This is a genomic window from Mesorhizobium sp. M0119 (genome assembly GCF_040322615.1).
Classification (GTDB): domain Bacteria; phylum Pseudomonadota; class Alphaproteobacteria; order Rhizobiales; family Rhizobiaceae; genus Mesorhizobium.
The window spans coordinates 24,230-33,869 of the sequence record NZ_JAMYTU010000051.1 but is presented as its reverse complement, the minus strand read 5'-3'; the positions used below and the strand labels follow the sequence as shown (position 1 = coordinate 33,869).

Sequence of the window (9,640 nt, the reverse complement as noted above, 5' to 3'; positions counted from 1 at the left end):
CCGATGCTGGCCTCCACTCCAGCCAGCATCTTGAATCACAAAACAGATAAATCTGGAATCCCCTTTGATTCCGTCAAAGGGGGAACCGCTCTAGAGATTTGGGTCGTCTCGGCCCCTCACACGCGCCTGCAGATAAAATAACGATCGGCGGGCACCGAAGGCGGCGGCGGGAGGCGTTGCAACTGCGGATGATCGAGCGGCATGCCGCTGACCGCGATGCCGCCGACGCGAAGCAGGCGCGCGGTCAGATCGGGAAGCCAGGTAAGGGTCACTGCATCGCGATCGTCATAGCCAGTGCCGATGTCGGCATGAACAAGAGCGGCGTCGATGCCAATGAACCTGCTCGCGGTCTCGCGTATTTCGCCGAGCACGAGGTTTTCAGCTTCAGGAATTGAGCTGGCGTGTGCGGCAAGTGCGCGGTCGAACGCTACGATCCGGCGTCCGGGCAGGCGCTCGCGCAGATGGTGGAACGTCCGGCCATTGCCGAGGCCGAGCTCGAGCACGGGTCCCTCCATCTTCGCCACCTCGGCGCAGACATGATCGAGTATGTCGCGCTGTGCGGTCATCCTCCGAATGAAACTGTCGAGGCGACTCATGTGCGATTGTATGTCCTGAACCAGTCCACGAAATCAACTGCCCCCGACCAGAGCGTTTCGCGGCTGAAACCCGAGGCCGACGTGATGAACACTGCAACAAGCGAACAGGCTGCCGACAAGGATCGTACCGGGTGGAGTCGGCGGCACTGGCGCGGCGGAATAGCGATGTCACTTGTACGGGTCCGCGGCGTCCCGCAAGCCGTCGCCGAGGAAGTTGAACGCCAAGATGACGAGAACGACGGGGAGCATCGGCAAAAGCAGCCATGGATAGAACGCGATCACGCTGACGCTGCGCGCCTCGGTGAGCAGGATGCCCCAGCTGGTTATCGGTGCCCTCAGGCCGAGCCCGAGGAAGCTCAGCGCCGTCTCGCCCAGGATCATGCCGGGTATGGAGATCGTCGCCGTCGCGATCAGATGCGACATGAAGCCGGGAATGAGGTGCCGCCCGATGATGCGGCTGCTTCTGGCGCCCATCAACTGCGCGGCCAGAACGTAATCCTCCTCGCGCAAGGCTAGAAGCTTTGAACGCACGGCCCGCGCCAGTCCGGTCCAGTCGAGCAGCCCGAGGATGACGGTGATGCCGAAATAGATCAGGATCGGACTCCAGGTTATCGGCATGATCGCCGCCAGAGCCAGCCATAGCGGAATGCTGGGGATCGATTGCAGAACTTCGATTATCCGTTGAACGATCAGGTCGAAGATACCGCCGTGATAGCCGGCCAGTCCGCCGATGACAATGCCGAGCAGGAAGCTGAAACTGATGCCGACGAGGCCTATTGTCAGTGAAATGCGTGCGCCATAGATGATGCGCGAGAGCACATCGCGCCCCAGCCTGTCAGTGCCGGCCAGAAAGAGCTGGCCGTTTTCGGCGGGGCAGACAAAATGCCTGTCACCTTCGATCAGGCCCCAGAACCGGTAACTGTCGCCCTTGCAGAAGAAACGGATCCGCTGAACATCATCCTGTTTCTCGATGTAGTTCCGCTTGAGCGTGTCCATATCCAGCGTCATCTGGCGGCCATAGACGAACGGGCCGACGAACTGGCCGTTGTGGAACAGGTGCACCCGCTGCGGCGGCGAATAGATGTAGTCCATGTTGCGCGTGTGCAGATCGTAGGGCGCCAGGAACTCGCAGATCAGTATCCCGAAATAAAGCGCTGCCAGGAATATGCCGGATACAACGGCAAGCCGGTGCCGACGGAATTTCCACCACATCAGCCGCAACTGCGACGCCTGAAAGACCTTCGACTGCTCCGGCGTCATCGCCTCGACCGACTGCAGGTCAAAGGGCTCGATGGAAACGTAGTGTTGCAGTGGGGCACCCGGAGCGGGCAGCGGCGATTGCGTGTTCATTTGGTGCTGCCGCCTTGCAAACGAATTCGCGGATCAAGTAGCGCCAGCGCTAGGTCGGAAATCAGGACGCCGATGACCGTCAGGAAGGCGAGAAACATCAGGAACGACCCTGCCAGATACATGTCCTGGCTTTGCAGCGCCTTGATCAGCATCGGCCCGGTCGTTTCCAAAGACAGCACGATCGCCGTGATTTCGGCGCCGGAGATGATGGCCGGCAGGATAGAGCCGATGTCTGAAATGAAGAAATTGAGCGCCATGCGCAGCGGATATTTGACCAGCGCCCTGAAGGGATGAAGGCCTTTGGCGCGCGCGGTCACGACATATTGCTTATGTAGCTCATCGAGCAGATTGGCGCGCAGCCGCCGGATCATGCTTGCCGTGCCCCCGGTGCCGATGATCAAGACCGGGATCCAGAGATGGGCGAGGATCGACTTCGCCTTGGCCCAGCTCATCGGCTCGCCGAGATATTGCTGGTCCATGAGATGGCCGATGGACGTGCCGAACCAGATGTTGGCAAAATACATCAGGATCAGCGCCAGCATGAAGTTCGGAATGGCAAGGCCGAGAAGGCCGAAGAAAGTCAGGCCGTAGTCGCCCCAGCTGTATTGATGCGTGGCGGAGTACATGCCGATCGGAAAGGCGATGAGCCAGGTGAAGATGATCGTGACGAAGGAAACCAGCACGGTCAGCCACATTCGGTCCCCGACGACGTCGCGAACCGGCAGCTCATATTCGAAGGAATAGCCGAAATCGCCGTGCAGCATCCCGCCGACCCAGTAAAAGTAGCGAATGACCGGTGGCTGGTCGAAACCATATTCCTTGCGCATCATCTCGATGCGATCGGAATCCACCGCTTCGCCCTGAGCCCGAAGCTCGGCAACATAGCTGTCGAAATAGTCGCCTGGTGGAAGTTCGATGATAGTGAACACCAGTGCCGATATGACCAGCAGCGTTGGAACCATCACGGCGATGCGCCAGACAAAATATCGAAGCACGCTCAGGACTCTCCAAGCCAGAATGTATCCGGCATGTAGACACCGAAATAAGCGGTCGGGTCGTAGCCGTAGAGCGCCTTGTCAGGCAGATTGCGCAGCCGCGAGGACGCCAGAATCGGCTGATGCGTTCCGTTCACCGTGCCGATCGAAAACACCTGATCGGTATAGATCGACAGCATTGAATTCCAGATTTCGGCGCGCTCTGTGGCTTCGGTCGATGCGTTCCAGCGCTTGAGTAAAGCCATCAACTCGACCACAGGCGGAAGATCGGGCGCTTCACCGACCTTGCCGTGAGACAAGTAGTGAGCACCCCAGAGCGGCCATTGCAGCTGGTCGTCGACGGTGGGGGCCAGTTGGTACGGGTTCATGTCGGCGGTCGGCACGCCATTGTCGATGCCCGACCACATCGACATCATGATCTGGCCACCAAGCGCGCGGCTGCGGAAGATGTCGCGCTGCGATGTCCGGATGAACAGGGAAATGCCGATCTTGCGCCAGTGATCGGTGATGAGCTCGAGCGCGTCGGTTTCCAGCGTGCTTTCGCCGGCCGTTTCCACTACGAGCTGCGCCGGGCGTCCGTCGGGAAGTATCCGCAGGCCGTCATCGTCACGCGCCTGAAGCCCGACCTCGTCGAGCAGGGCATTGGCCTGGTCGGGATCATGGGCGACCCAGGCTTTCGCGAATTCCGGCCGGTAGAGCGGGCTCTCCGGCAGCACCGTATCGGCACTTTCCTGCGCCAATCCGTAGAACACAGCCAAATTGATCTCGCGCCTGTCCACAGCGAGCGAAAGTGCGCGGCGCACGCGCACGTCACGAAAAAGGCCACGCCACACCTGGTCGGCACAATTCAGATTGGGCAGCAGCGCCAGCCGCGAACCCTGCGTGCGTTTCCAGAGATGCATTTTCACCGGGTATCGTTTCTCCGCGTCCTTCAGGAAGGAGTAGTCGCTGAAGTCAATTCCCATGCATTGCAGGTCGCTCTCGCCCGCACCGGTCTTGGCGGAAATGATCGCCGACGAGCTGACATTCATAACAATCCGGTCAACATAGGGCAGTTGCCGGCCATTCTCGTCTATTCGATGAAAGAACGGGTTCCGCTCGAAGACGAACTGCTCAGCCGGCGGCTTGGTCCGGTTCTGCCAGGGATCGAGCGTCGGCAGTTCCGGGTTCTCCGGGCGATACTGCCGCGACATGCGGATATGCAAGAGCGTCCATTTCTGGGCGCGGTTCTCCTTCATTAGGCCGGCGAGCCTGAATGGATCCTGGTATTTCTTGTGGAACTGCTTGAGATAGGCGGCTGGCAGAACAAGCGATAGGGGCGAAGCAGCGGCGAGCTTGGGCAGGAAGTCGGGATTGGGCGCATCCCAACTATAGCGGACCGTCGACGGATCGACGATCTCGAAGCGTGGCGGCTTGCCGTCCGCCAGCAGGGCTGGGGCGAGCCCGCCTTGCGAAAGCTCATCGTTCAGCCAGACATCTTCCCAGCAATAGCGAAAATCCTCCGGCGTCAGCAGGCTACCGTCAGACCATTTATGCCCTTCCCGTATCTTGAAAGTGAAGACACGATCATCCGCTACATCGAAACTTTCGAGAATGTCGGCTTGCAAGTTAAGCTTTTCGTCATAGCCGACCAGGCGAGCGTACCCGTAGATCGTCATCATCCGGATATCTTTCTGGCTGCCGATGATCGTGCGCAACGTGCCGCCATATTGGCCGGGCTGCCGGCCCATCGCAGCGAGATTCAACGCGCGCGGGCGCTTGGGCAGGCGTTCGGCGAGTGCCGGCAGCGCCCTGGCCTTCAGCTGCGGCTCAAGAAATTCCGGCTCCAGATCGCCGGCGCGCAACGTGCCCGGCAGAAATGCCGAAGCCATGAGCCCAAGGACGGTGCGCCGGCTGATCAATGGCGTAGCTCGCTGACATCGGCCGAACGTCGAGCCAGCACGAGGTGGCCGCCGCCGAGATCGAGCGGCGACAGCATATCCTCGTCGCCCTCGTAGCGGAATTGCGGTCCCCATGCACTGGTGTCGGAAGCGCCGCTGAGCTTCAGCGTCTTGAAATCCATCGGCCTGTCGAGATCGGGGAAAGGTACTGCGGCGACCAGTGAGCGCGTGTAGGGGTGGACCGGTTTCCTAAGCAGAATTTCGCGCGGCGCGAGCTCGACGATACGCCCGCCGCACATCACCGCGATGCGGTCTGCCATGTAGTCCACCACAGCCAGGTTGTGGGATATGAACAGGTAGGTCAGGCCCAGCTCCTTCTGCAGGTCCTTCAGAAGATTCAGGATCTGCGCCTGGACAGAGACATCGAGTGCCGAAACCGGCTCGTCGCAGATCAGGAGTTCAGGCCCCAGCGCCAACGCGCGCGCGATGCCGATACGCTGACGCTGCCCGCCGGAGAAACTGTGCGGATAACGCTTTATGAAGCGCGGGTCGAGCCCGATTGCCTGCATCAGGCTCTTAACCGTGGCGAGTCGGGACGCGGCATTGCCACGTTGATGGATTTCCAGCGGCTCGCTCAAAATGTTCTCCACCGTCATGCGAGGTGAAAGCGACGAAACCGGATCCTGGAAGACCATCTGGATTTTCGCGCGCAGCATGCGCAGGGCGTCTCCCTCGGCTTCCAAGACGTCGATCGGACCATCGCGGCCGTTGAAGATCACAGAGCCGCCGCTAGGGGTGACAGCCCGCATGAGGATCTTGCTGACGGTGGTTTTGCCGGAGCCGCTTTCGCCGACAAGACCCAGGCACTCACCCCGCCTGATATCAAAGCTCACGCCGTCCACGGCGCGAACAGAGGTTTGATGATCTCCGCCGAACCATCCGGACTTGCGGATCGTGAAGGTCTTTGTCAGATCCCTGACCGACAGCAGGAGGTCGTCCGGCCCCTTCGATGCCGGCGCCGTCTGCTTGCCGAGCAGGTTCCCGACATTCACCGGCACCTCGCGGAGCGCCTTTAGCCTTTCGCCAGGCTTCAGGTCGAAATGCGGAACGGCTGCCATCAGGCCCTTCAGGTAAGGGTGGCCTGGACGGCGGAATATCGCCTCCACAGGTCCCGCTTCCATGATCTCGCCATGGTACATGACCACCACCTCGTCGGCGACATTGGCGACTACGCCAAGGTCGTGCGTGATCAGCAGCATCGCCATGTTCAGCTTCGTCTGAAGCTCGCGCAGCAATTGCAGGATTTGCGCCTGGATGGTGACGTCCAACGCCGTCGTCGGCTCGTCGGCGATCAACAGGGCGGGCCGGCAGATAAGCGCCATGGCGATCATTGCGCGCTGACGCAATCCTCCCGAAAGTTCAAACGGATACATGTCATAGGCGCGCTTGGGATTGGGAAAGCCGACAAGGCTGAGCATTTCCTCGGCCCGCGCCTTGCGCTCCACCCGAGCCATGGGCGTATGAATCTGCAGGGATTCGCTGACCTGATTGCCGATCGTATGCAGCGGCGATAGTGATGTCATCGGCTCCTGAAAGATCTTGCCGATGCGGCTGCCTCTCAACGCCCGGATTTCCGGTCCGTCACGCGGCATCTGCAGGATATCCTGCGGCGTGCCGGGCTTTTCAGGATCGGAAAACAGGATACGGCCACGAACATGGGCTGTGTTCGGCAAAATGCCCATCACCGCCTGGCTGAGAACCGATTTTCCGGAACCGGACTCGCCCACAAGCGCGGTAACCTTGCCGGGCAGGACGCGAAGATTTGCACGCCTGACGGCATGCAACGGTCCCCCTATAATGGCAAAAGAGATGCCAACATCCTCGATTCGCAGCAGATCAACGCCCAAATTCATTCTCACACCAGCCCCCACTCTGGCAGGTCCAGAAGGCGAGACTACCGCATTGCCAGCCTAGAGCAACTTGGATTCGAACAGTCGCCAGTTCCCTGGCGGAACCGGCGACCGGACTGCATACCAAACGCGTTCGGATCAGATCGTGGCGGTTACTGGAGCTTCCTCGGGTCGCCCGCCGACAGCCGCGCGGCATCGCGATGAAGCAGCATGACCTGCTCGGCGTCCGATATTCGGTCGTAAATCGGCTCCAGCGCACCGTCTTCATCGAGTGCGAGAGCACCCGACAAATCGGGTGAAAGCACCGTCAGCTTCTTCTTGGTGCCCGCCAGTTCCTCCTCGCCGAGCGTCAGCCAGCTATTGGCGCTGCAATAGCCGGCGAAATCTTCGCTGGCGAGAACGCTGTGCGAATATTTCTTGGTCAGGGTCTGAAGGCGCTGGACCTCGTTTACAGCCGAGCCGAAGGCAGAGAATGTGAGCCGGTCGGTAAGCCCGACATTGCCGAACATCACATTGCCGACATGCAGGCCGATACCGAATTTAATGTCGCCCAACCGCTGCTCCTTTCTGCGCAGATTGAGATCCATCATGCGCGCGGTGGCCTTGTGCGCTGCCGCAAGGGCAGCCCGGCAGGCGATCTCGGACTGCGCACGGTGCCTTTCGCAAGGGTAGACGGCAATGAAGCCATCCCCCAGGAAACTCATGATCTGCCCGCCTCTGCGATTGAAAGGTGCAGCAATGGCATCGAAAAACTGGTTCAGCGTATCGATATAGATTTCGCGGCCGGAGGTTTCGGCAAGCCTTGTCGACCCGCGCATATCGGCCATGACCAGTGCAGCCCGGATTGTGTCGCCCTCGCCGCGCTTGATCTGGCCGTCCAGCACCCGCCTGCCGGCGTCGCCGCCGAGATAAGTGGTCATCATGTTGTCGGCAAGCTTGGTGAGCACCGCCATCTTGGTTGCGATAGCGAGATGGTTCTGGATCCGCAGCAGCGCCGAAATCATGTTGTCGCTGAAGCCTGCAGCACTGTCGGTGGACCAAGACCCGATCATGCCCTGACTGGTGTTGCCGCTGAAGGGATGGACGAAAGCCATGTAATCGGTGACGCCCATAAGCTTGAGGTCATCGAAAACAGGAAATTCCGACGGCACCGACGGGTCGAGCCGGCGCCGCAGATGGTCGAGCTTGTGGCTGAGCAGATGGTAGTATGGGCTGGTCAGGAATCTGTCGGAAGGAACGCCGTCCTCATGGCGGAAGCCTTCCACTTCCAGGCCCTGGCCGCGGAGCCAGGTGAAGCCAAGCGCGTCATAAAGCGGATGGAGCATCGAAAAGCTCAAATGCACCCGCTTCAACGGCAGGCCGGCAGCAGCCAGCCGTTCACAAAAGCCCTTTACCAGTGTCTCCAGGTCGTCGCCGGCCAACGCCGATTGGGTCAGCCAATCGGCAACCTTGTCCATGAGAATGGCAGAAATTTCTGCTTGCGCTGTGCTCATGCTATCTCGAAATCTCCTTGATTCGCCACAAATTCGCCGGCTCGGACGCCGTCAGGCCTTCACCACCGTCTCTCGGGCTAGCCCGAGGCGGCCAAAAATATTGCGTGTGTCGACAATCAGTAGAGCGTGATCCGCGATCGCCTGATAGTCGATCGCGTCGTGGTCGGTTGCAACGACGACAGCGTCGAAATCCTTCAAGGCCACGTCGGTCAATTCGACCGAGCGACGCCCCTTGATCGCCATATGCTCCCGTGTGGTCGGGATTTCGGTAACATGCGGATCGTGGAATTCCGCCTTGCCGCCCCATTCCTCGATGAGTTCAATGAGCCGCAATGAGGGGCTTTCGCGGATGTCGGGCACATTCTTCTTATAGGCGAGCCCGATGATGAGAATGCGCGAGCGGCTGAGCGCCTTGCCGCAGCGCTGGTCCAGCGCCTTCGCCAGTTCGTCGACCACATGACGCGGCATAGCCGTGTTGATCTCTGCCGCCAGCTCGATGAAGCGGGTCGGCAGTTCGTATTCGCGCGCCTTCCACGTCAGGTAGAAGGGATCGATCGGAACGCAGTGCCCGCCAAGTCCAGGGCCAGGATAGAAAGGCATGTAGCCGAAGGGCTTGGTCTTTGCCGCCTCGATCACCTCCCAGATGTCGATTCCCATCGCACCGAGCAAGACCTTCAACTCGTTGACGAGGGCTATGTTGACCGAGCGGAAGATGTTTTCCGTCAGCTTGACCGCCTCGGCGGTCGCCGTGGTGGAAACCGGAATGACGGTCTTGACCACGCCCTGGTAGAAAGCCTGCACGAGCGTCGCCGCTTCAATGCCGTCACCTGCCACGACCTTGGGAATCGTCGCGACTTCAAAGCTGCGGTTGCCGGGATCCTCGCGTTCGGGCGAGAAGCCGAGGAAGAAGTCTATCTTCGACCGCAAGCCCGTTTTTTCCAAGATGGGCTTGATCACGTCGTCGGTGGTGCCAGGATAGGTAGTCGATTCCAGCACGATCAGCTGGCCGAGACGTAAATGCTTCGCGATGGTGCCTGCCGTGTTCCTGACAAAGGAGAGGTCCGGCTCGCGGTGTTTCGTCAGCGGTGTCGGAACGCAGATGATGATGACATCGCAGACGGCCAGTTCGGCAAAATCCGCAGTGGCGCGGAACCGTCCGCTCGCCACCTGGCCGGCAAGGGCTGTCGACGTCACCGCCTCGATATAGGATTGGCCGTTGTTCAGGCTCTCGACCTTCTGGGCTTCGACGTCGAAGCCGGAAACCGGGAAGCCGGCGCGTGCGATCGCAACCGCCAGCGGCAGCCCGACATAGCCCAGTCCGATCACGCCGACTTGCGCGGCACGCGTCGAAATCCGGTTCAGAAGACGGTCATATGTCGATCGTGAGGCGTCCAAAAATCTGCTTCCCGTCAATTC

At 60.2% G+C, this 9,640-nt stretch carries 7 protein-coding genes; all 7 read right to left on the bottom strand.

Going from position 1 to position 9,640, the window contains the following annotated elements; genetic code table 11:
• Window positions 1-116 precede the first annotated feature (116 nt).
• Window positions 117-596, bottom strand: coding sequence for a class I SAM-dependent methyltransferase (locus tag NKJ40_RS28195; protein WP_352468853.1), 480 nt, complete (start codon window positions 594-596; stop codon window positions 117-119).
• A gap of 168 nt (window positions 597-764) precedes the next feature.
• The gene (locus NKJ40_RS28190) at window positions 765-1,946 is read right to left on the bottom strand and encodes an ABC transporter permease (protein WP_352468852.1); all 1,182 of its coding nucleotides are present in this window, start codon (window positions 1,944-1,946) and stop codon (window positions 765-767) included.
• Window positions 1,943-2,941 (bottom strand): ABC transporter permease, encoded by a 999-nt coding sequence (locus NKJ40_RS28185; RefSeq protein WP_352468851.1) that lies wholly within the window; start codon window positions 2,939-2,941, stop codon window positions 1,943-1,945. The genes NKJ40_RS28190 and NKJ40_RS28185 overlap by 4 nt, the downstream gene beginning before the upstream one ends.
• A 2-nt stretch (window positions 2,942-2,943) precedes the next feature.
• Entirely contained in the window at window positions 2,944-4,842 is a 1,899-nt protein-coding gene (locus NKJ40_RS28180; protein ID WP_352468850.1) for an ABC transporter substrate-binding protein, read from the bottom strand.
• Window positions 4,839-6,734, bottom strand: coding sequence for an ABC transporter ATP-binding protein (locus NKJ40_RS28175; protein WP_352468849.1), 1,896 nt, complete (start codon window positions 6,732-6,734; stop codon window positions 4,839-4,841). Before NKJ40_RS28175 ends, NKJ40_RS28180 begins: the two co-directional genes overlap by 4 nt.
• 149 nt (window positions 6,735-6,883) lie before the next feature.
• A complete protein-coding gene (locus NKJ40_RS28170) occupies window positions 6,884-8,224 on the bottom strand; it encodes an adenylate/guanylate cyclase domain-containing protein (RefSeq protein ID WP_352468848.1) in 1,341 nt (446 codons plus the stop codon).
• A gap of 51 nt (window positions 8,225-8,275) precedes the next feature.
• A complete protein-coding gene (locus NKJ40_RS28165) occupies window positions 8,276-9,619 on the bottom strand; it encodes a nucleotide sugar dehydrogenase (protein ID WP_352468847.1) in 1,344 nt (447 codons plus the stop codon).
• Between the last annotated feature and the right edge of the window lie 21 nt (window positions 9,620-9,640).